This window comes from Streptomyces sp. NPDC111516 (assembly GCF_055635345.1).
In genome coordinates, this window is record NZ_JBVKBV010000010.1 from 59,636 (window position 1) to 80,165 (window position 20,530).

At 68.7% G+C, this 20,530-nt stretch carries 18 protein-coding genes and 4 pseudogenes; 9 read left to right on the top strand and 13 right to left on the bottom strand.

Translation table 11 applies throughout. The features are described 5' to 3' along the window. Positions 1–21: 21 nt before the first annotated feature. From ACZ7L9_RS20385 to ACZ7L9_RS20405, 5 genes are all read right to left on the bottom strand, one after another. Positions 22–1,638, bottom strand: a complete 1,617-nt coding sequence (locus tag ACZ7L9_RS20385; RefSeq protein ID WP_471416648.1) for a flavin monoamine oxidase family protein — start codon at positions 1,636–1,638, stop codon at positions 22–24. Between the two features lie 179 nt (positions 1,639–1,817). Next, positions 1,818–2,393 (bottom strand): amidase family protein, encoded by a 576-nt coding sequence (locus tag ACZ7L9_RS20390; RefSeq protein ID WP_471416650.1) that lies wholly within the window; start codon positions 2,391–2,393, stop codon positions 1,818–1,820. 34 nt (positions 2,394–2,427) lie between these two features. Then, positions 2,428–3,111 carry an ABC transporter ATP-binding protein gene (locus tag ACZ7L9_RS20395; protein ID WP_471416652.1) on the bottom strand — a complete coding sequence of 228 codons (684 nt, stop codon included), beginning with the start codon at positions 3,109–3,111 and terminating at the stop codon, positions 2,428–2,430. Next, complete coding sequence (locus tag ACZ7L9_RS20400) at positions 3,111–4,871, bottom strand: branched-chain amino acid ABC transporter ATP-binding protein/permease (protein WP_471416654.1); 1,761 nt, start codon at positions 4,869–4,871, stop codon at positions 3,111–3,113. Before ACZ7L9_RS20400 ends, ACZ7L9_RS20395 begins: the two co-directional genes overlap by 1 nt. After that, the gene (locus tag ACZ7L9_RS20405) at positions 4,868–6,133 is read right to left on the bottom strand and encodes an ABC transporter substrate-binding protein (protein ID WP_471416656.1); all 1,266 of its coding nucleotides are present in this window, start codon (positions 6,131–6,133) and stop codon (positions 4,868–4,870) included. The genes ACZ7L9_RS20400 and ACZ7L9_RS20405 overlap by 4 nt, the downstream gene beginning before the upstream one ends. A gap of 7 nt (positions 6,134–6,140) precedes the next feature. Between ACZ7L9_RS20405 and ACZ7L9_RS20410 the strand changes: the two genes are divergently transcribed. Then, positions 6,141–6,353 (top strand): helix-turn-helix domain-containing protein, encoded by a 213-nt coding sequence (locus ACZ7L9_RS20410; protein WP_471416658.1) that lies wholly within the window; start codon positions 6,141–6,143, stop codon positions 6,351–6,353. On the opposite strand, the pseudogene ACZ7L9_RS20415 reads toward ACZ7L9_RS20410, so the two are convergent. Beyond that, a pseudogene (locus tag ACZ7L9_RS20415) lies at positions 6,354–6,482 on the bottom strand (integrase core domain-containing protein); the annotation flags it as partial. It lies immediately after the preceding gene. Between the two features lie 465 nt (positions 6,483–6,947). Here ACZ7L9_RS20415 and ACZ7L9_RS20420 point away from each other — a divergent pair. Beyond that, on the top strand, positions 6,948–7,859 hold the full coding sequence (locus tag ACZ7L9_RS20420; protein ID WP_471416660.1) for an alpha/beta fold hydrolase: 912 nt from the start codon (positions 6,948–6,950) through the stop codon (positions 7,857–7,859). 22 nt (positions 7,860–7,881) lie between these two features. Here the strand turns inward: ACZ7L9_RS20420 and ACZ7L9_RS20425 are convergent. Continuing rightward, positions 7,882–8,704: pseudogene (locus ACZ7L9_RS20425) on the bottom strand (IS5 family transposase). A 505-nt stretch (positions 8,705–9,209) separates the two neighbouring features. Between ACZ7L9_RS20425 and ACZ7L9_RS20430 the strand changes: the two are divergent. The 3 genes from ACZ7L9_RS20430 (at position 9,210) to fumC (ending at position 13,428) form a co-directional block, all read left to right on the top strand. Continuing rightward, positions 9,210–10,073 carry an SDR family oxidoreductase gene (locus ACZ7L9_RS20430; protein ID WP_471416662.1) on the top strand — a complete coding sequence of 288 codons (864 nt, stop codon included), beginning with the start codon at positions 9,210–9,212 and terminating at the stop codon, positions 10,071–10,073. A gap of 242 nt (positions 10,074–10,315) precedes the next feature. Next, on the top strand, positions 10,316–11,971 hold the full coding sequence (locus ACZ7L9_RS20435) for an NAD-dependent malic enzyme (RefSeq protein ID WP_471416664.1): 1,656 nt from the start codon (positions 10,316–10,318) through the stop codon (positions 11,969–11,971). Further along, positions 11,968–13,428 (top strand): class II fumarate hydratase, encoded by a 1,461-nt coding sequence (fumC, locus tag ACZ7L9_RS20440; protein ID WP_471416666.1) that lies wholly within the window; start codon positions 11,968–11,970, stop codon positions 13,426–13,428. Before ACZ7L9_RS20435 ends, fumC begins: the two co-directional genes overlap by 4 nt. Positions 13,429–14,346: 918 nt before the next feature. Here the strand turns inward: fumC and ACZ7L9_RS20445 are convergent. Next, positions 14,347–14,925, bottom strand: coding sequence for a maleylpyruvate isomerase family mycothiol-dependent enzyme (locus ACZ7L9_RS20445; protein WP_471416668.1), 579 nt, complete (start codon positions 14,923–14,925; stop codon positions 14,347–14,349). A gap of 36 nt (positions 14,926–14,961) precedes the next feature. After that, the gene (locus ACZ7L9_RS20450; protein WP_471416670.1) at positions 14,962–15,171 is read right to left on the bottom strand and encodes a hypothetical protein; all 210 of its coding nucleotides are present in this window, start codon (positions 15,169–15,171) and stop codon (positions 14,962–14,964) included. A gap of 168 nt (positions 15,172–15,339) precedes the next feature. Here ACZ7L9_RS20450 and ACZ7L9_RS20455 point away from each other — a divergent pair. The 4 genes and pseudogenes from ACZ7L9_RS20455 to ACZ7L9_RS20470 all read left to right on the top strand — a co-directional run. Then, positions 15,340–15,447: pseudogene (locus ACZ7L9_RS20455) on the top strand (DUF3761 domain-containing protein); the annotation flags it as partial. Positions 15,448–15,579: 132 nt separating this feature from the next. Further along, positions 15,580–15,750: a hypothetical protein gene (locus tag ACZ7L9_RS20460; protein ID WP_471416672.1), complete on the top strand. Its 171-nt coding sequence runs from the start codon at positions 15,580–15,582 to the stop codon at positions 15,748–15,750. Between the two features lie 259 nt (positions 15,751–16,009). Beyond that, on the top strand, positions 16,010–16,738 hold the full coding sequence (locus tag ACZ7L9_RS20465) for an SDR family oxidoreductase (RefSeq protein WP_471416674.1): 729 nt from the start codon (positions 16,010–16,012) through the stop codon (positions 16,736–16,738). A gap of 260 nt (positions 16,739–16,998) precedes the next feature. Next, the gene (locus ACZ7L9_RS20470; protein WP_471416676.1) at positions 16,999–17,667 is read left to right on the top strand and encodes a nitroreductase; all 669 of its coding nucleotides are present in this window, start codon (positions 16,999–17,001) and stop codon (positions 17,665–17,667) included. A gap of 215 nt (positions 17,668–17,882) precedes the next feature. On the opposite strand, the gene ACZ7L9_RS20475 is transcribed toward ACZ7L9_RS20470, so the two are convergent. The 4 genes and pseudogenes from ACZ7L9_RS20475 to ACZ7L9_RS20490 all read right to left on the bottom strand — a co-directional run bounded on the left by ACZ7L9_RS20475 (position 17,883) and on the right by ACZ7L9_RS20490 (position 20,500). Continuing rightward, a complete protein-coding gene (locus tag ACZ7L9_RS20475; protein ID WP_471416678.1) occupies positions 17,883–18,296 on the bottom strand; it encodes a YybH family protein in 414 nt (137 codons plus the stop codon). 54 nt (positions 18,297–18,350) lie between these two features. Beyond that, positions 18,351–19,067, bottom strand: coding sequence for an SDR family NAD(P)-dependent oxidoreductase (locus tag ACZ7L9_RS20480; RefSeq protein ID WP_471416680.1), 717 nt, complete (start codon positions 19,065–19,067; stop codon positions 18,351–18,353). Between the two features lie 188 nt (positions 19,068–19,255). Next, positions 19,256–19,763, bottom strand: a pseudogene (locus ACZ7L9_RS20485) (LysR family transcriptional regulator). A 290-nt stretch (positions 19,764–20,053) separates the two neighbouring features. Further along, positions 20,054–20,500 (bottom strand): MarR family winged helix-turn-helix transcriptional regulator, encoded by a 447-nt coding sequence (locus ACZ7L9_RS20490; protein ID WP_471416682.1) that lies wholly within the window; start codon positions 20,498–20,500, stop codon positions 20,054–20,056. Between the last annotated feature and the right edge of the window lie 30 nt (positions 20,501–20,530).

Below are 20,530 nucleotides of genomic sequence, written 5' to 3' on the forward strand. Positions count from 1 at the left end.
CGCTCCGGGCGTCGGAGCGGCTCACAGGACGCCGAGGTCCGCGAGGATCTCGTCGGCCGCTCGCTGACCGGACTCGGCGCCGCCTTCCATGTAGCCCTGGGCGACCTCGGAGGTGTGCTCGCCGGCGAAGTGGGTGTTGCCCTGGCGGACGCCCTCGTAGCCCGCGTAGGTGTGCGCGTATCCGGTGGGCCAGGCGGAGTACGAGCCGTACGCGTTCGGACTGAGCGGCCAGGCTGCCAGAGTGGCCCGGCCGGTCCAGTGAGCGGTCAGGCCCGGGAAGACCGGCTCGAGTTGGGCGAGCGCCGCCCGGGCGTACCCGGCTGTCTGCGGGTCGGCCGCGGTGCGGAACGGCGCGGACGGCGTGAAGTCCGCCGCGTGCGGGCCGCCCGCGTAGACCGTCAGGATGCCGCTCCGGCCGGCCTGGGCCCGGCTGGACTCCCACGACGTCTGGTACCCGGTGTCGCTCATGGTGTTGCCCGAGGCGAGCCCCCACGGCCCGGTGTTGTTCCACCACCGGGTGTCGAACTGCAGGGACAGCTTGCAGTTCTGCCCCATCGCCAGCGCGGCGATGCCGCCGAGCTTGCGGCTGTCGAACCCGGCGGCGGACAGGTCGAGCCGCTTGAGCACGCCGGCCGGCAGGGCCAGCAGGGTGTGGTCGGCCGCCACCGACTGCGTACAGCCGCCCGCGGTGAACGTGAGCTGCTGGCGCCCGCCCGGGGCCGCGGCCAGCGACTTGAGCCGCCAGCCGTGGCGTACCGTGCCGGCGGGCAGGGCGTCGGCGACGGCCTGCGGCAGACGCTGGTTGCCGCCCCGGACGCGGTAGCGGGTGTCGCTCTCGCCGAACAGCGCGAAACTGCCCGGCGCCGGCTGGTAGCCCAGCATGCCCAGGATGCCGAGTGCCGACGAGGAGCGGGTGTCCAGGCCGAACTCGGTCGTGTAGGCGATGTCGAGCAGCTGCCCGAACTGCGACGCGTGCCCGCCCGGGACCCTCGTGGCGATCCAGTTGTACACGCTCAGGTTCGACAGGGCCACGGCGCCGGGACTGTTGGCGGAGTTCCAGGCGACGGGCCAGGTGAACGTCGAGAGGTCCTGCTGGATCGCCGGGCGGACCTTCTTGAAGTCGGCGCTCGCATCGGCGTATCTGTAGTACGCGCCGTCGAAGCGGTACACCTCGGTGGCTCCGGCCGGTTCGGCGGCGCGCAGGTCGTCCAGGGGCAGCCCGAAGCGCGTGGCGAGGGACTGCATGAGGACGTGACCGGAGTCGATCATCTCGCCGCCCCACTCGGAACTCTGGCGGTCGCCCCAGTAGGAGCCGGCCGGGTTGGAGTAGATACGGCCGCCGACGCGCGTGTCGGCTTCGTACACCATGCAGGCGATGCCGTGGTCGGCGAGCCGCAGAGCGGCGGTCAGGCCGGCGATGCCGGCGCCGACGATCGCGATCACGGGCTGCGCGGCGGTCGCGGCATGGGCGGGGCGCGCCGTGCCGACGACGTTGGCGGCGGCCAGGCCCGCGCCGGCGGCCAGCCCGCCGAGCAGGGTGCGGCGGGAGAGCGCTCCGGGCGGCCGGGCGGTGTCGGGTACGGGGGAATGTTCTGCGACGATCCGGCCCAGCAGGCGGGCCGGTGCGGTGCGTGCCATGTACGGCTCCTTCCGAGGGGGGCGGTTCCCTGGGGGAGGGGGAACCGTGGCGCCGGCGCCACGGTGTGACGCCGACGAGAGAAGGGGCCTCGCGCGGGGCCGGTGGGATCAGCCGGCGTAGCGCGCGGGGCGTCGGTGCGGCCAGCGGTCCAGGTTCTCCAGTTCGGCGGCGACCCGGATCAGCGCGGCCTCGTCCCAGGGCCCGGCGAGGACGGCATACGGATCGAGCCGCCGCCGTCGTTGGCGTGGGCGACGGGCGCGAGCCCGGCCGCGACGGCCGCGGCGGCACCGCCGCTGGATCCGCCGGAGGAGTGGTCGGGGCTCCAGGGGTTGCGGGTGCTGCCGAACCGGCTGTTGTCCGTGGTCGAAAGGAGGCCCATCTCGGGCGAGTTGGTGCGACCCATGAGGACGAACCCGGCGTCGAGCAGCCGGCGCACCACGGGCTCCGTGATCGTACGGGGCTGGTCGTCGACCCCGTACGAACCGTAGGTGGCGGGCTGGCCCTCGACCTGCGTCAGCTCCTTGACGGGCACCGGGACGCCGTGGAACGGCGGCAGCGGCCGGCCGTCCGTGACGGCCTTCTCGGCGCGCCGGGCGGCCGCGTGGACGGCCTCCTCGTCGATCCAGGTGAACGCGGCGAGCTCTCCGTCGTAGCGCGCGATCCGCCGGAGATAGACGTCGGCGACCTCGACGGGACTCAGGTCACGGCGGCGGATCGCCGCCGCGAGGTCGGTGGCCGAGGCGAACGGGTCCATGGTGGCGACTCCAGGTTGGGGGATGGGGGGACGGTCAGCGGACCGCGAGGATCTCGTCGAGCCGGTCGCGCAGACCGGGGGCGTTCGGGGCATCGAGGACGACCCGTCCGGCCTCCATGGCTACGGCGTGCCGGCTGTGGTCGAGGAGCGCGCCCGCGTGCTGGTCGACGAGGAGGACGGCGACGCCGTCGGCGGCGATCGCGCCGAGGGCCGCCAGTACGTCCGTGACCAGGGAGGGCTGGAGGCCCTGGGTGAGTTCGTCGACCGCGATGAGCTTCTGGCCGGCCAGCATCGCGCGGGCGATGCCCAGTTGCTGCTTCTGCCCGCCCGAGAGGGTGCCGGCCTGTTGCCGGGCGCGGTCGGTGAGGAGGGGGAAGACCTCGTACGGGTCGACCGCCGGGACGAAGCCGGGGCGGCGGGCGAGCCGGAGGTTCTCGGCGACGGTGAGCGTGGGGAACACGCCCCGGTCCTCGGGCATCAGGGACGCCCCGGCCCGTGCCAGGAGGTCGGGGCGACCCGGGGGCAGGGCGCGGCCGTCGAGGGCGACGCGGCCGCCGTGCCGGTCGGCGAGCCCGAAGACGGTGCGCAGCAGCGTCGTCTTGCCGGCGCCGTTGCGGCCGATCAGGGCGGTGATCTCGCCACCGCGCACGGTCAGGCCGGTCGGGTGGACGACGGCGGCCTGTCCGTATCCGCCGGCGAGGTCCGTCAGTTCGAGCATCAGCGCGCTCCCAGGTAGGCGGCGCGGACGGCCGGGTCGGCGGCCACCGCGTCGAGCGGACCGCGGGCGAGCACCTGCCCGCCGGCCAGGACGACCACCTCGTCGGCCAGTTCCCGCACGATCTCCATGTCGTGCTCGACGACGAGCAGGGCGCAGCCGGTGCGGCGGCCCACCTCGCGCAGTTCGCGGGTCAGCCGGCGTGCGTCGTCGGGCCCGAGTCCGGCGGCGGGTTCGTCGAGCAGGAGCAGCCGGGGCGCGGCGGAGAGCACCATGGCGAGCTCCAGGCGCCGGCGGTCGGCCAGCGGGAGGGTGCCCGCGGGGCGGAGCTCGTCGTCGGCGAGATCGGCGAACTCCGCGGGCACCGCGGTGGACACGGACGCGTCCATCCGCACGAGCCGCAGGTTGTCGGCGGGGGAGAGGTCGGCGATCACGCTGGGGATCTGGAACATCCGGCCGACGCCGAGCCGCACCCGGCGGTGCACGGGGAGACCGGCCGCGTCGGTGCCGAAGAGCCGCAGGGCGCCGGCGTCGGGGGCCAGCTGTCCGGCGACCACGTTGAGCAGGGTGCTCTTCCCGGCGCCGTTCGGGCCGATCAGGCACACGCAGCGGCCAGCCTCGACGGTCAGGTCCACCCCGGTGAGCACGTCGACCGGCCCGAAGGACTTCCTGATCCCGGACACGACGAGGGGGATAGTCCCACCGTCCGGCACTGGCGCGGAGCCTGCGGCCGGGCCGGTGGAAGGGGTGCGCCGGGCCGCGGCGGGCAGGCGTACGGCGGGTCCCGGGCCGGCGAGCCACCGGCGCGGGGCGGCGGTGAGACCGCCCGGCGCGACCTGGACGACCAGCAGGAACAGGCCGGCCAGAGCGAGGACGTACCAGCCCTGCCAGGTGGCGCCGAGGAACTGCTGTCCCGCGGTGACGGCGACGGCGCCGAGGAACGGCCCCGCCGTGGACTCGCGGCCGCCGAGGGCCAGCCAGATCAGCACGGACGTCGACAGTCCCAGGCCGAACACCTGAGGCGACACCAGGCCCGCGACCGGCGCGTACAGAGCCCCTGCGAGGGCGGCGACGGCCGCGCTCGCGGCGAAGGCGGTGGTGCGCACCCGGGTGACGTCGATGCCGCTCTGGGCGGCCCGCTCGGGATTGCGGGCGGCCGCGACGAGGCGGGCGCCGAACCGGCCGCGGACCAGCAGCAGCCCGCAGACCGCCACCACGGCCGCGACCGCGGCGAGGGTGACGTAGTAGGCGGTGACCACGTCCGGACCCGAGACGGACAGCCCGTTGGTGCCGCCGGTCACCCCCGTGAGCGTGGTCGCGGCGCGCTGGAGCAGCAGTCCCACGCCGATGGTGAGGAGGATCAGCGGCGCGTCCGGGACTGGGGCGGCCAGCCCGATCCGCACCATGGGCAGGGCGATCAGCACGGCGGCCACGACGGCCGCGGCGACCGTCGCCGCCGAAGGCAGGTCGTGCTCCTGGCCGAGGGCCACCGCATAGGCGCCGAGGCCGAAGAACGCGGCGTGGCCGACGCTCAGCAGCCCGGCCCGACCCCAGCTCAGGTCGAGACCATAGGCGAACAGGCCGTGACACAGGCCCAGAGTGAGCGTGGCGACGGCGAAGGCGTCGAGACCGAACGGCGCGGCGAGCAGCGCCGCAGCGGTGAGCCAGGGCAGGGCGAGGCGCAGCGGCCGGCGCAGGCCGCCGCCGACGGCCGTGGCCGACCGGGGCGCCGCGGGAGGTGCCGTGGCGGTGGGGACGGTCACGGCGCGCAGCCCTTCTTGGGGGTGAGGTCGGCGACCGCCTTGTGGGTCCGGGTGACGGTGTACGCGCCGTCGCCGCCGATGGTGACCTCCTGCATGTCCGCCTGCAGCACGTGGTTGGCGGGGTGGAAGCGTGAACCGGTGCCCAGGGGACTGTCGTACGACAGCCCGCCGATCGCCCGGTTGACGGCCTGCGGATCACTGCTGCCGGCCTTCTTCGCGGCTGCCAGGAAGAACTTGACGCCGAAGTAGGCGTTGCCGGCGACCTCGGGGATCGGCGCCTTCCAGCCGTAGGCGGACCGGTAGTCCTGCGCGAAGGCGCGGCTCTCGGTGTCGTTCAGCCTGTCGCTCCAGCGGACCGTGTGGGTGCGGCCGGCCACGAGATCGCCCAGGGCCGGCTGGAAGTCGGCGTCCAGCGGCGCGCCTTCGAAACCGAGCTTCGGGGTGAGGAAGCCGAACTGCTGCGCCTGCCGGCTGAAGGTGACGGCGTCCGCGCCGACGACCATGGAGAGCAGCACGTCGGGCTCGGCGGCCTTCAGCCTGCCGATGACCGGCTGCCAGTCGGTCCGGCCGAGCGGGCTGTACTCCTCCGCGACCACGGTGCCGCCCGCGTCCCGTACCAGGTCCTTCGCGATACCGGCGTAGAAGTGCGGGTAGTTGTAGTCGGATCCGACGAGGGCGACCTTGGTCCCGTACTTCTTGACGAGTCCGGGCACGGTCGGCGTCAGCATCTGCCGGGTGGACTCGCCGAAGCCCCACTGGTAGGCGAAGCAGTGCTCGGTGTCACCGAGGATGGCGGTGCCGAAGGGCACGTGCGCCTCGTCGGCGACGCGGCCGACGGCCTCGGCGGTGTCGCCGGTGATGGTGCCGAACAGCATCGTCACCTTGTCCTGGCCGATCAGACGGCGGGCGAGCTGGGTGGAGTTCGCCGGGTCTCCGGCGTCGTCGACCACGACGTATTCGACAGGATGGCCGCTGACGCCACCCTCGGCGTTCACCTTCTTGACCGCCAGCTCCAGGCCGTGGCGCAGGGCCGTGCCGACCTGTGAGACCGGCCCGGTGAGCGGGACGACCACCCCGATCTTCACCGGTCCGCCCCCGACGGCCGGCTCGTCGTCGGAGATCGCCGCGCCCTGACAGCCGGACAGGGCGAGGGCGACGGCAGCGGCCCACATCGACGAGTGGCTGTCGGACGATCTGTCGCCGGGGGTGATCGCGACGGCACACCACATCTCGGTACGCCATCTCCACACGCTGTTCCGCACGTCGGGAGTGACGGTGAGCGACCATGTGCGACAGCGCCGACTGGAGCGGATCCGCCGAGACCTGACTGACCCCGCCCTCGCGCACCTGCCCGTGTACGTCGTGGCGGCCCGCTGGGGCTTCGCCGACGCAAGCCATTTCAGCCGCGCGTTCCGGGCCGCCTTCGGGCTTTCACCGCGGGCGGTGCGGGACCAGATGCGTCAAGGTGCTGATGCCTGCTGACAGCGTCTCGCGTTTGAACGTCGCGTTGAAGGACTCGGCGAGCGCGTTGTCCGCCGAGCTGCCAATCGCGCTCATGGACTGACGGACGCCGGCTCTGCGGCAGGCGTCGGCGAACGCCCGGCTGGTGTACTGCTCAACCGACGTGCACGCCATGATGCGGCTCATCGGCATGGCCGTGGCGCTCACGATCGCTGGTGCGGGAGCCCTCGTCCTCGGCCGCCGCCTGCGACACCGGTCGAACTGACAGCAGGCCATGGCGGTGAGGGACTCTCCCACACCGCATTCTCGCGTCGAGTAGCCGAGTGCCCGACTCTCAGACAGAGTGTTCCGTGGCCGACGGCTCCGCAGGAACTCAAGCGGTCCCCGTTGCGCGCATTTCCGCGTTTGGTGTTGCATGGCCGGTGCTGCCCGTGACCCGGTGCACTCGGCCACTTTCACAAGAAGGTGGTTGTCATCGACAGGCGGACTTTCAACGCGATGGTCACCGCGGGCCTGGCCTCGGCTGCGCTCCCCGCATTCCCTGCGAAATCCGCAGTCGCGGTCACGCGTGACGACGTCTCACCGCAGAGCGCATCCGCGCAGCTCATAAACCCGTTGCCTGAACTAGGGCCGATCCAGCAGGTCCGCACGGACCTGCTGGACATCGCCTACCACACGGCAGGGCCCGCTCACGGTCCCGCCGTGCTGCTCGGCCACGGATGGCCCTACAGTCCTGACGCCTACCGCCACGTCATGCCCCAGCTCGCCCGTCGGGGATTCCATGTGCTCGTCCCGTACCTGCGCGGGCACGGACCCACGCGTTTCCGGGACAAGGACACCATTCGATCCGGTCAGCAAGCCGCTCTCGGCTCGGACGTCATCGCGTTCATGGACGCACTCGGCATCCGGCGCGCCCTCTTCGGCGGGTATGACTGGGGTGGACGCGGCATGTGTGTGGCGGCCGCCCTGTGGCCAGAGCGCTGCAGGGGACTCGTGTCGGTCAACAGCTATCTCATACAGAACCTCAATGAGACGGCAATCGAGACACCCGATCCTCCCGAGGTCGAATCTGCCCACTGGTATTATTACTACCTTCTCACGGAACGCGGGGCAGTGGGATTGGCGAAGAACACCAAGGAGTTCGCCCGCGTGGTATGGAAGCGGAACTCGCCGAAATGGCGGTTCACCGAGGCCGATCTCGACCGCGCGGCCAGGATGTTCGACAATCCGGACTACATCGCTGTCGTCCTCAACGTCTACCGCGTGAGACGCCACGACGCCCCCACAGACCCCCGCTACGCCGATCTGGAGGCGCGGCTGCTCAAACAACCGCCGATCACGGTGCCCGCCGTGACCCTGGACGGCCTGGAAGACGGAAGCCTGCCCCCGACTAACGGAGCCTCCTCAGCAGCGCACTTCACCGGCCCACGCGTCCACCACCAAGTACCCGGCGCCGGCCACAACCTCCCCCAGGAGCGCCCGGAAGCCTTCACCAATGCGGTCCTTGAGGTCAGCCGACTGCGCTAGTCTTCTGAGTCAGGAATTCTGTTCAGATGTTTAGACCGTGTCCTATTGTGGTGAGTCGGACGAGTCGTTTGTAGCAGCAGAGGGCGGCTGCCAGGCCGAGGAATGCCAGGTAGTTGCGGGGGTGGCGTTCGTAGCGGTGGTTAAGTCTGCGGTAGATCGTCCGCTCGATGCCCCACCTTCGGCGCCCGAGCCGTTCACTGGACTCGATTCCTTTGCGGGCGATGCGCACGCCGATACGTTTCCCGCGGAACCATTTCCGCAGGTCAGGTATGTCGTAGCCTTGTCGGTATGGAGTTTGCGCGGCTTGTAGTTCCAGCCGCGGTGGGGGTCGTGTCTCGATTGGAGACCGGCCACCATGGGCTTCATGCCGTGGCTGTCGTGGGTGTTGGCGGCGGAGAGGCCGACGACCAGGGGCAGTCCGTTCGCGTCGGACAGGACATGCATCTTGGAACCGGGCTTACCCCGGTCCACGGGCGACGGACCTGTGAGTTCGCCCCTTTTTTCGCCCTTACGTGGGCGGAGTCGAGAACCACGCGGGTCAGGTCGAGCAGGCCGCACCCGTCGATCCTGTCGACGACGGCCTCGTGCAGCCGACCCCAGACACCGGCCCTGGACCAGATCACGAAACGGCGGTGAGCCGTCGACTTCGAGATCCCGAAACAAGGCGGCAGCGCCCGCCAGGCACACCCGCTCACCAACACGTAGACGATCGCGGCGAACAGCGTCTCATCAGCCGTGTCCTGCGTTCCGCCACCCTGCGGACGCACCTTCGACGGCGGGATCAACGGCTTCGCGATCTCCCACAGCCCGTCCGGAACAATCCAACTCCACGCATCCCGCCCCATGAACAGCCCAACGAGCAACTCACCACATAGGACACGGTCTTAGTACACGTCGTTAGTGATCAACAACACGGGCGGGACGGCCACTCTTCCAGGGCTACAACCAGGGAGGGAAGTTGGTTCGAGCCGCGCCGGGTCAGCTATTCCGCTGACGGATGGTCGGCGCCAGCCAATGATCGTCCGACTCGCTGAGGCCGGCTTCCCGCTGCGAGTGCGGGCCCGGCGCCCCGCTTCCTCAAATCCGCTGAAGGCTGCGCCGCACGAGTCGTGCGATGCAGGAGTCCGAGCCCGACCGGCCGTGGTCGGATCGCGGGTCGGCGGAGGGTGTGGCACCGTGGCACCGAGAGCGGAGCGCAGTCTCCCTATGGCCTCGAGTTTTGCGGTCAGTCTGTTGCCTCGAAGGGAACGTATCCGCGAAGGCAGCGTGTCATGTGCGTTGGGCCGACTGGAAGTGAAATAGATTCGGCGCCCCGGGTTCGGCGGTTGGGTAGAAAGAGGGAAGCTTTACATGGCGAACCGTGAGCTCAAGAAGGTCCTCATCACAGGAGCGGGCACCGGCTTCGGGCATGAAGCCGCCATGCGCTTGGCGGAAAAGGGCTTCGACGTGATCGCCACGGTGGAGATCTACGCCCAGGTCCAGACGCTGAAGCGGCAGGCGGCCGAGCGAGGGGTAACCCTGCAGGTCGAAAAGCTCGATGTGACCAACGACGGTGATCGTCGAAAAGCCCTCAACTGGGGTGTGGAGATCCTCGTGAACAACGCAGGAGTCGGCGAAGGCGGCTCCGCAGTTGACATTCCCGCGTCGAACATCCGACACCAGTTTGAAGTCAACGTCACCGGCCCGCTGCTCCTCACTCAGGGGATCGCCAAGCAGATGGTCAAGCGCGGCGCCGGCAGAATCGTATGGGTCTCGTCCCGAGAGGGCCTGAACGTCAACCCCTTCACCGGCATTTACTCCGCTTCCAAGCATGCGGTCGAGGCGATCGCCGAAACCATGGCATACGAGCTGCAGGAGCACAACGTCGAGGTCGCCACGGTCAATCCGGGGCCGTTCCTGACCGGCTTCAACGACCGCATGTTCCAGACCTGGGAGAGCTGGGAGGACGACCCCTCGCAGAGGCTCTTCGACTACTCCAAGCTCTCCTTCCCCCGAGCACAATTCGATCCTGAAGCGGTCTATGCGACGCTGACCGCTGTCGCTGCCGGAGAGGTCGACCGTTTCCGTAATCTGGAGCCCGAGTCGATGCTCGAAGAGACCAAGCACCTCCAGCAGGTCCCCTGGGAGCGCAAGGTTACGGATGGCCTCGGGACGCGGCATCAGGCCATTCAGCATTCCTATGAGATGCAGCCCGAGACTCTCGTCTCGACCTGATCCGGTTCCGGATGACCGCGGGCGTTCGTCCTGACTACTGCGGGTCGTAGACAGCCGACGCGTGCCTCGTCATCACGCGTGTGCCTGGGCATAGCGAACTTCTCACCGGCCCTCACCCAACAGCAGGCGCCGCACGGGCGGGCGAAGACAGTAGCGGGCTCCCGATGCCCAAGGGAGCCCTGCGGAGCCATGTCCGGGCTGACGCAAAGAGTCAATGCTCGAAACCTGCCGAAGGGGCATGCATGTCCGTCAAACCGACCGTCCTGCAGGATCGCTACCGAAACCGCGGCACCGCTTACACACTGGAGGAGCGGGCGAAGCTCGGGATCACCGGGCGGCTGCCGGCGGCCGTCGAGACCCTCGAGGGGCAGGCCCACCGGGCCTACGCACAGCTCAAGCAGAAATCGTCCGATCTGCAGAAGTACATCTACCTCAATGAGATTCACGACCGGAACCAGATTCTGTACTTCAAGCTGCTGGCCGACCACCTCGACGAGCTGCTGCCCGTTGTGTACGACCCAACCGTGGGTGACGCGATCCAGCAATGGTCCGTGGACTACCGCGACTCACGTGCGGTATACCTGTCGATTAACCGTCCCGAGGACGTGAAAGCATCATTCGAGTCGCTCGGCCTTGGTGCAGACGACGTCGATCTGATCGTTGTCTCCGATGCCCAGGAAATTTTGGGAATCGGGGACTGGGGCGTCAACGGGACCGACATCTCCATCGGCAAGCTCGCCGTTTACACGGCCGCAGCCGGCATCGACCCGAACCGGGTCATCGCCGTGAATCTCGATGTCGGGACAGACAACGAGCAGTTGCTCAACAGCCCGCCCTACCTGGGCAACCGGCATGCGCGGGTGACTGGTAAGCGGTACGACGACTTCATCACCCTCTATCTCCAGACCGTGTCCGAGTTGTTCCCGAACGCGCTGCTGCACTTCGAGGACTTCGGGCCGTCGAACGCCCGGCGGATCTTGGTGGAGAACGCGGACAAATACCGGATCTTCAATGACGACATGCAGGGCACTGGGGCGATCGTCATGGCGTCGGTGTTCTCTGCCCTGAAGGTCACCGGGACACGCTGGTCCGAGCAGCGGCTGGTGGTCTTCGGAGCGGGAACCGCCGGCACCGGCATGGCCGACCAGATCCACGCAGCGATGGTGCGTGACGGTGCCACACCCGCACAGGCTAAGAGCAACATCTGGCTCATCGACGTCCATGGCCTCGTGACCGACGACATGGTGGACCTGCCTGACTACCAACAGGCGTACGCAAGGCCGAAGTCTGAGGTGAGCGTGTGGGCGGACGGTGATATCGATCTGTTGACCACAATCAAGCATGTCAAACCCACCATCCTCATCGGCACGTCGACCGTCCATAACGCCTTCACTGAGGACGTCGTGCGCGCGCTGGCCGAGGGAGTGGACCGCCCGATCCTCCTGCCGCTGTCAAATCCGACGAGTCGTATCGAGGTCATGCCTTCAGACGCGATTATCTGGTCCGAGGGCAGAGCGCTGATGGCGGTCGGCATCCCGGTCGGACCGGTGGACTACAACGACATCTCCTACGAGATCGGACAGGCCAACAACGCGCTCCTCTACCCCGGACTCGGCCTCGGCACGATCGTTTCGGGCGCCCGGCACCTGACCGACGGCATGCTGCTCGCCGCTGCCGAAGCCGTGGCCGGCCAAGTCGATGTGTCCCGGCCAGGGGCCTCACTCCTGCCGCCGGTTGCGAACCTGAGAGCGTCCTCGGCCACAGTCGCCGTCGCCGTCGCCCGCGCCGCGGCACAGGATGGAGTCGCGACGAAGACGCACGAAAACCTCATTCAAGCGGTCCAGGACGCGATGTGGCAGCCGGTCTATCCCACGAGCGATGCGGAGCACGCGAAGTGAGCCAGGGCGACCAGTCGGTTTTCGAGATGCAGGAAGTGCCGATCGGGATCCGGGCCGATGGACAGCGCGAAGAATTTGACAGCATGGGCACGGTCGAGGTGCCGGCAGACCGCTACTGGGGAGCGCAGACGCAACGGTCGCTGATCCACTTCTCCATCGGTGGCGACCGGATGCCCAAGGAGGTCTACCACGCCTACGGCTACGTGAAGAAGGCGGCAGCGCTTGTGAACGCCGCTGCCAACCGGCTGCCCGAATGGAAGAAACAGGCAATCGTGCGGGCCGCGGAGGAAGTCATCGAGGGGGAGCTTGACGAGCACTTCCCCCTCTTCGTCTGGCAGACAGGCTCAGGCACCCAAAGCAACATGAACGTCAACGAAGTCATCTCCAACCGTGCGTCGCAGTTGCTCGGTGGCACGCTCGGGAGCCAGAAGCCGGTGGGCCCGAACGACGACGTCAACATGGGGCAGTCCAGCAACGACAGCTTCCCGACCGCGATGCACATCGCTGCGGTGCAGGAAATCGATGACCATCTCCTACCTCAGGCTCGAGACCTTGCTACGGTCCTCGAGGCAAAGGCCAGAGAGTGGAACACGGTCGTGAAGATCGGCCGCACGCACCTCGAAGACGCCGTACCACTTACCGTGGGACAAGAGTGGTCAGGTTATGCCGCCCAAGTGCGCGCCTGCATCGAGGAGATCGAGCACAGCCGCAACGGGCTGCTCGAGCTGGCTCTGGGCGGCACTGCCGTCGGAACTGGCCTGAACGCGCCGAAGAACTTCAGCCGTGACGTCGCGACGCAGATCGCCGAACTGACCGGCAAGCCGTTTGTTACCGCCGAAAACAAGTTCATGGCGCAGGGGTCGCTGGACCCCATGGTGCGGGCACACGGAGCACTGCGCGGACTGGCCGTTGCCGTGATGAAGATCGCCAACGACATGCGATGGCTGGCCTCAGGCCCACGCACAGGCTTCGCCGAGCTACTGCTTCCCCAGAACGAACCCGGCTCCTCGATCATGCCAGGCAAAGTCAACCCGACCCAGTGCGAAGCCATCGTCATGATCGCGATCCAGGTGCTCGGCAACGACTCTGCAGTGGCGTTCGCCGGAAGCCAGGGCAACTTCGAACTGAACGCGATGCGCCCGGTGATCATCAGGAATTTCCTGCACTCCGCACGCATCCTTGCCGACGGGATGGAGAAGTTCCGGACATTCTCCGTTGACGGCACCGAGCTGAACCGAACAAAAATCGCACAATACGTAAACGAGAGCCTCATGCTGGTCACAGCGCTGAGCCCCGTCATCGGCTACCAGAACGCCGCGCACATCGCCGAGTCCGCGCTCGCCAACAACCAGTCCCTCAAAGAGGCCGCCCTGGCAAGCGGTCACGTCGACGAAAAAACGTTCGACGCCGTTGTCGATCCACTCTCCATGGTCGGTGACGGTGTGTCCGGTGCCTGAGCCTCGACCGCGGACATAGTGCGCAGGACCGCCGTGCTCGACTTTGCAGCGGGTCGTGATCTTGGTGCGGGGTGCTCTATGCCGCTGCGGCTTCCCAGGCGCGGATGACCGCCGCGATTTCCTCGTGGCTGGGTTGACCTGCGGGGTTGCGAATATGGCGGGCGGTGATGATCGTCCGGCGGAGCTTGACGAGCATGTCGCTGAACGCCGGGCTCGTCTTGGTCGTGTACCACGGCTGGTGTGTCCGGCGGTCTCACCGCGCATGTGCTCGAAGACCGACTCGATCGGCCAGCGCGTGCCGCACCGTTCGACCAGGTCATCGGCGGTGCTGATGTGGTCGGTGCTGACCAGCGCGAGGTCGTACGAGTTGGTCGAGTCCAGGTTGCGGACCAGGACGAGGCGCACGGGGAGGTCCTTGAAGGCGCCGTAACACAGGCACTCCAGCTCGGTGATCACGAACTCGGTGCGTCCGTAGCGTTCCACGACGGTCAGACGCCAGTGCGGCGCCCTTCCTGCGGGGCCGGCCGCGCTTGTTCGTCCGGGGCGCGGTGGGCTCGAACAGGGCGGCGTCGCGTGACAGCCGGGTCGTGAGGTGACGGTTCCGGGCAGGTCGGCGACCTTGCCGGAATGGTAGGCGGCGTCGCCGGTGACATGGAGGGTGCGGTCGGGGAAGAGTGCGGCCAGGTCGTGGACCATCTCCAGGGCCAGGTCGGTGCGGGAGGCGGTGCACTTGCCCCGCCACAGCCGGGCGGCCACCGGCAGCGCGATCGGCTTGGTCAGGAACGGCAGGCGCCCACGCGATGAAGTCGAGTGCCGTGCTGTGGACGTGGGTGGTGGCGTCCGCACCCGGTGCCACGGTCAGCTGTCCGTCCGGCCCGGTCGCGGGAAGGGTGGTGACGGTGGTGGCACCCGGCTCGGTCAGGTTGAGGACGAGGGGTCGGCCGACGGTGGCGGTGAGTTCGGGCCCCTGCAGCTGGGGGAGGCCGGCGAGCATGAAGTCGACGGCGGGGGCGACCAGGTCGTCGGCCGGTTCCGGCAGCGTGCACGGGAGCGGGCCGTCCGGGGCGAGCATGTCGTTGTGCAGGTGGCAGAAGACGTTGAACGCCATGGTGTTCGCCAGGAGGTGGCGCGGATATGGCCCGAGCCCGGGCACCTCGACGGGCTCGTCGGCCGCGGGCGGTTCCTGGGCCGCTTCCAGGAGGTCCAGATGCCGAGGGTGCTGCGCTGCCACTCGTCGAGGACTTCGGCATGGCTCCGGCCACGGCGTTGGTCGACGCGCAGGCCGTGGTAGCGCTCGCGGTTCTTCGGCAGTGAGGGGTCGGGCGGCGGTGGGTCGACCGCCTCGGAGGCCAGGGCCGCGAGGTGGGCCACCACGTCGATGACGCGCCAGCCGTCGCACGCTGACGGCAGCTCCCATTGATCGTCGTTCACCTGGTGGATGATCTCCGCGAGTTGTGCCGTGCTCGAACGCGCGGCGGCGATGCCGGCATGGGGCATCGTTCCTCCTGCGCCTGTCTCGAAGGGACAGCCTCGTCAGGATGCGGCCTGGCGAAACGTGCGGTAGGTCGCGGCAACGTCCGCGCGCCCAAGTCCGTCGTCGGCCGCGCGGTGGAGGCTTTCACGTACGACTTCCGCGTTACCTCGCTGCAGGCCAACAGCACGGGCGGTGTCGGTGATCAGGCCGGCATCCTTCTCCGCCGCTTTGAGCGGAAAAGAGGGGGTGTCGAGGTCGTCGTCGATCACCTCGGCCCTTTGCTCTGGACGTACCGGCTGTTCAGGCCACTGCCGTTGATGACCTCGATGAGCAGGTGGGGATCCACCCCAGGGCGTCGGCGAGGGTGAGGGACTCAGGACGTTGTTTCTCATACGGCTTCGGCGGTCAGCTGGTTCCGGCCGGCTCGGCCAGGACCTCTGCGCCGCCCTGGCCGGGCACCGCGGTCGGGCGCGACCGCGGAGTGCAAGGACGGCACCCCCAGCTACTGGAAGACTTTCCGCGGCACGTGCAGCGGGCATGGCGGCGTCCGCTACTGGTTCGAGCAGGTCGCAGGTCACCGATGCGGCGACCGTTCCCGCTACGCGCGGAACCTTCCGACGCCCATGGCCCGCCAACCGAGCCGAGCCGGCCGAGCGACTGCTGACCGGCGGTCGTTCTTGGCAGCACGTCAGAGGGTTGCTGCCGCGACCTGGGATTGTTTCGGTGCGCCCGCCGCCCTGTTCTGCTACATCGACCCTGACACGGGCCCGGTCCAATGGTTCGACGCCGGCATGGATCTGCAGACCGCCATGCTGCTGCGCACCAAAGGGCCGCACCGCTGTCCGTAGACGGCCTGGGCGAAGTTTCACAGGCTGTCGCGGAGGTCCTGTCGCCTCCGGACGACCTCGTCCTCTTTCTGTGGGATGTCGATCGGGTTCGAGGACGTCACCGCAAGTGAGGCCCGCATGGCGCCGCTCGACGAGACGGTCCGGTTCGTCGACGGTCTGTGACACCGCCCCATCAGGTGATCAGGAGGCCGTGTCTTGCCCCACCCATGTAACTGCACATATGTCATATTCCGTATATAGCCTCTACGGAAGGCATGTCATGAAGATCGCAGTCATCGGCGGTACCGGACTGATCGGGTCGCAGGTCGTCGAGAACCTGATCGCCGCCGGGCACGAGGCGGTACCGCACTCCAAGTCCACTGGCATCGACGTCCTCAGCGCCCGGGGGCTGGACGAGGCGGTGGCGGGAGCCGACGTCGTCGTCAACCTGACGAACTCCCCGACCTTCGATGAAGCCTCCCCGGCCTTCTTCCAGACCTCGATGGAGAACCTGCTGGCGGCGGCCCGCAAGGGCGACGTCGGCCACATCGTCATCCTCTCGATCGTCGGCACGGACCAGGTACCCGAGCTGGACTACTACCGCGCCAAGACACTCCAGGAGAACCTCCTCGCCGCCGGGTCGATCCCCTACTCGATCGTCCGGGCGACGCAGTTCATGGAGTTCATGGACGCCGTCCTGTCCTGGACCGCCGACGACAGCACCGTCCGGCTGCCCGCCACGCCGATCCAGCCGATCGCCTCCAAGGACGTGGCCGCCGCGGTGGCGGAGGTCGCTGCGGGCGCCCCGCTGAACGGCATCCGCAACATCGCGGGCCCCGAGATCTTCGCCTTGGACGAGCTGGGCCGGATCACCCTGTCCCACAAGGGCGACAATCGCACCGTCGTCACCGATCCCACCGCCGGCATGTTCGCCGTCGTCAAGGGTGACGTCCTCACCGACAAGGACGCCCACCTCGCCGCCACTCGCTACGCCGACTGGCTCTCCTGACTTCACTGCCTCCTGCGTGTTCAGTCTCAGCCCGGCAGATATTTTCGTTGCGTCCGCCGGGTGCGGTGGCGTGAGTCATACGGAGATCCGGCCCGCGGTCCTCCGATCCCCGGTCAGGCGGAGCGGGCTCACGTGCACCTATTCGGTCCCGCCGGGATGGACGGGCCACGGCTCTCGTGGTTGGGGGCCTTGTCGCATCTCGCGGTCCCGGATTGTCAATGAGGAGGCACATGGAGCAGAGATGGCGGAGGTAGATGATCTTGGATGTCTATGAGGCGGTCACGAGCCGACGGGCGGTGCGCGGGTTCACCGACCGGCCCGTACCGAGGCAGGTGCTGGAGCGGGTACTGTCCGCTGCGGCCTGGGCGCCGTCCGGATCGAACCTCCAGCCGTGGCGCGCCTACGTGGTGACCGGTGAACCGCTGACCGAGCTCAAGAAGCGTGCCGGCGAGCGCGTGGCCTCAGGTGACCCCTGGGACGAGCGGGAGTACGAGATGTACCCGCCCGCACTGAAGTCTCCGTACCACGAGCGGCGATCCGCCTTCGGCCATGAGCGCTACAGCGCACTTGGTATTGGGCGCGAGGACTGGGAGGCGCGTCAGAGGGCCGCTGCCGCGAACTGGGACTGTTTCGGAGCGCCCGCCGCCCTGTTCTGCTATATCGACCGCGACATGGGCCGGCCCCAATGGTCCGACGCCGGCATGTATCTGCAGACCGTCATGCTGCTGCTGCTGCGTGCCGAAGGGCTGCACAGTTGCCCGCAGATGGCGTGGTCGGTGTATCGCAAGACCGTCGCGGAAATCCTGTCACCCCCGGACGGGTTCGTCCTCTTCTGCGGCATGTCGATCGGATTCGAGGACGTCACGGTGGGCTACACCCGTACGGGCCGGGCCCCGCTCGACGAGACGGTCACGTTCGTCGAGGGGTAGATTCGCTACTGCGTGACGATCACAGTTGTTCCGCTCACACCCCTGGCGTCCAACTGGGCAGCAGGACCTTCTGCGTGAACGGACGGTGGAGTACGAGTCGTCATGTGGTGGATCCAACCTCACAGCGAATGCGCTCTGACCTGGTGGTCCGGACATCGAATTACTGTCCGGACCCACCCGCCGCACCCCCACCGGTCCTCGTTGTGCAGGAGTGATCACAACACGAAGGGTGGGGCCCAGTGGGCTGCGGGCGCGTCGTTCAGGTGGGAGACCTGGTAGTGGGCGATGGCCCAGCCGTGGTCCGTCCGCTGGAGGAGGATGCCGAGGTGAACGGTGAGGGTGGGGTGGTCGGTGAGGGAGAAGTCGACGCTCAGGTAGCCGAGGATCAGGCCGTCGGCCGGGTGCCGGGTCTCCAGGATGCGGTAGTGGGCGGTCAGGCCGAGGGGCTGTGCGTCGTAGTAGGCGGCGATGCCGGCGCGGCCGACGGTGTAGGGGTGCAGGCCCTGGAAGATGGCGTCCTCGGTGAAGTGGGCGGCGACCTGGTCGGGCTGGTGCTGGTCGACGGCGGCCTTCCAGCCGTCGAGAACACTGCGCAGGATCTTCTCGTCGCCCGTGGTGGTGTGGTGCATGGCGGTTCTCCCGGGAGCTGATGCGGTCGGGGTCCGCTTGTGTGGGGGTGGGGTTCAGTGGCCGGCGCTCATGCCGCCGTCGACGTGGAGGATCTCGCCGGTGACGAACGGTGCGTTCTCCAGGTAGAGGACGGCTTCGACGATGTCGGCGATCTCGCCCATGCGGCCGACGGGGTGCAGGCCGGCGAGGAACTCGTGGGTCTCCTCGGCATGCATCGGGGTCCGGATGGTGCCGGGGGAGACGGCGTTCGCCCGGATGCCGCGGGTGGCGTACTCGATGGCGAGGGACTTGGTAGCGGATTGCAGGCCGCCCTTGGTCAGCGAGGCGAGTACGGAGGGGACCCGGGCGTCGGCGTTGTCGACCAGGCTGGTGGTGATGGTGACGATGTGCCCGACGCCCTGGGCGAGCATCTGGCCGACGGCGAGCTGGGTGAGGCGGAAGAACCCGGTCAGGTTCACGCCGAGCACGGCGGCGTAGTCCTCCGGGGTGTAGTCGGTGAACGGCTTGGCGACGAAGAGGCCGGCGTTGTTGACCAGGGTGTCGATCCGGCCGAAGCGTTCCACGGCGGCGGAGACCAGGCGGTCGGCGGTGGTCGGGTCGGCGATGTCCCCGGGGACGGTCAGCACGCCCTCGTCGTCGGCGGGGGCGATGGTGCGCGAGGTGGCGACGACGGCGTGGCCGAGCTTGCGGTAGGCGTCGACCAGGCCGGCGCCGATGCCCTGCGAGGCTCCGGTGATCACGGCGACCTTCTGCTGCTCTTGCATGCCCATGGCATATCTCCGAGGGTGCGGCCGAGCACGAGTGCGCGCTCGGTGGGAGCGGGATTCCTCGACCTCGGCGCTGGCCGCCGGCCGACTCCTCGACGATAGGCAGGACGGCTCGGGCGGGGCAACGCCGAACCACCCAGATGCCGGGACCAGCTTCCTCCCTGCTGAAAGGCTGGGCCTTCCAGCCCTGGTCAGCTGTCCCGACGGCGCTCGGGCCGGTACGGGTCACCGGCCGGAAGCCAGGCCTCCGGGCCGTGCAGCCCGAGATCCCCGATGCCCTTGCAGAGCGCGTCGACCACAGCGAGCACCGCCGGGCGCTCCTCGTTCGCACGCCGCACCAGCGACCACGTCCAGTACACCTGCGGCATCCACATGGACCCGGGCTGCTGCCGATGTCCGGGCGGAGAGATCCCGCGGCAGCCAGTTGACGTAGCCCAGCCGGACCGACTGCGAACCGGACAGCTGCCCGGCCCGACGCTTGAGGTCGTCGGCCCGGTCCAGCAGGGCACGCGCGTGCGGCAGCAGTGCGGTCCCCGCCGCGGTGAGCACGACCGAACGCCGATCCCGATCGAACAGGACCACCCCGAGGTCACGTTCGAGCGCCTTGATCTGCTGTGACAGTGACGGGCCGGCGATCAGCAGCCGGGCTGCCGCCCGGCTGAAGTTCAGCTCCTCGGCGACCGCAACGAAATACCGCAGCTGAAGACGGGCGATGTCCGCGACATCATGGCCGCCGTCGGAGCTGCCGATGAGGCGTTCACCCGGGCCTGCGCTTCGGAAGACCCGCCATGGATGGCCTACTACGACGCGGCACAGCACAACGGAGACACAGCCCACGCCCCGTTTGATCTGGCCATCCTCGCCGGGCAAGACACAGGCAGAGCGGCCCGCCGCTTCGACCGGGTGCGGTCGGCGGGGACGTTCGCGATCTCGTCCCGGTGCGGGCCCCCGGCCGGCCGGCGGCCCAAGGCTCTGGCGGGACGCCGGGCTCAGTCCTCGCCGCCGGGTTCCGCGATGCGCAGCAGTAGCGCGTGCAGCGTGCCGCGTTCCTCGGTGGAGAGCGGCGCGAGCAGGGCGTCGGTGACCTGGGCGCTGTCCTGTTCGCTGTCGCGCAGCAGTTCCCGTCCGGCGTCGGTGAGCACCACGATGCGGTTGCGGCGGTCGCTGGGGTCGGGCTTGCGTTCGGCGAGCTCCAGTCGCTGCAGGTCGTCGAGGAGGGAGACGATCGCGCTGGGGTCATAGCCCAGGCGGTCGGCGAGCTCACGCTGTCGTGCGCCCTCGACGGTGGCAAGGTAGCGCAGCACAGCGTAGTGGCGCAGGCGCAGTCCATGCTGCTCCAGGCCGGCGTTGAAGAGGCTGCCGGACCGCAGGCCGAGCCGGTACAGCAGGTAGCCGGTGTCCGTGTGCAGACCGCGCATCCAAGGCTCGTCGCTCATAGCGGAGATCATGCCGCAGAATCGCGGTTG

Bases quoted from the DNA above. Each gene is read 5' to 3' on its own strand.
- ACZ7L9_RS20480 (WP_471416680.1), bottom strand. From the start codon at position 19,067: ATGGGCATGCAAGAGCAGCAGAAGGTCGCCGTGATCACCGGAGCCTCG.
- ACZ7L9_RS20490 (WP_471416682.1), bottom strand. From the start codon at position 20,500: ATGAGCGACGAGCCTTGGATGCGCGGTCTGCACACGGACACCGGCTAC.
- ACZ7L9_RS20390 (WP_471416650.1), bottom strand. From the start codon at position 2,393: ATGGACCCGTTCGCCTCGGCCACCGACCTCGCGGCGGCGATCCGCCGC.
- ACZ7L9_RS20445 (WP_471416668.1), bottom strand. From the start codon at position 14,925: ATGCCCCATGCCGGCATCGCCGCCGCGCGTTCGAGCACGGCACAACTC.
- ACZ7L9_RS20465 (WP_471416674.1), top strand. From the start codon at position 16,010: ATGAAGATCGCAGTCATCGGCGGTACCGGACTGATCGGGTCGCAGGTC.
- ACZ7L9_RS20385 (WP_471416648.1), bottom strand. From the start codon at position 1,638: ATGGCACGCACCGCACCGGCCCGCCTGCTGGGCCGGATCGTCGCAGAA.
- ACZ7L9_RS20395 (WP_471416652.1), bottom strand. From the start codon at position 3,111: ATGCTCGAACTGACGGACCTCGCCGGCGGATACGGACAGGCCGCCGTC.
- ACZ7L9_RS20475 (WP_471416678.1), bottom strand. From the start codon at position 18,296: ATGCACCACACCACCACGGGCGACGAGAAGATCCTGCGCAGTGTTCTC.
- ACZ7L9_RS20430 (WP_471416662.1), top strand. From the start codon at position 9,210: ATGGCGAACCGTGAGCTCAAGAAGGTCCTCATCACAGGAGCGGGCACC.
- ACZ7L9_RS20435 (WP_471416664.1), top strand. From the start codon at position 10,316: ATGTCCGTCAAACCGACCGTCCTGCAGGATCGCTACCGAAACCGCGGC.